Source organism: Streptomyces sp. BE20 (genome assembly GCF_036322525.1).
In the GTDB taxonomy this organism is placed as follows: Bacteria; Actinomycetota; Actinomycetes; order Streptomycetales; family Streptomycetaceae; genus Kitasatospora.
On the sequence record NZ_JAQYWW010001102.1, the window covers coordinates 1 to 338 of the forward strand.

Below are 338 nucleotides of genomic sequence, written 5' to 3' on the forward strand. Positions count from 1 at the left end.
CCGTCCTCGCCCTGTTCGGCATCATCAACGACAACTTCCTCAGCCTCGGCAACATGCATGTCATCGCAGAATCCGCCACCATCACCGGCCTCCTCGACATCTTCCAGACCGTAGTCATCATCTGCGGCGGCGGACCCTCCGGACTCGCCCACGCCCACGCCGGCGACCAGCCCCTCCGCTCCGGCCCCGACACCCTCGACGGCCGCACCCAGCGCACCGGCCACCCCGGCGACGCCATCCGCGCCGCCCTCGGCTTCGCCCCCGAGGAACCCAAGGCCCAGGCCCGCTTCCTCCACCGCTCCATCCGCGACAACACCAGCACCGTCGTCCTGGAACGC

The 338-nt window shown here is 70.1% G+C and carries 1 pseudogene; it reads left to right on the plus strand.

Going from position 1 to position 338, the window contains the following annotated elements:
* Positions 1 to 338: pseudogene (locus PUR61_RS33200) on the plus strand (sugar ABC transporter ATP-binding protein); the annotation flags it as partial.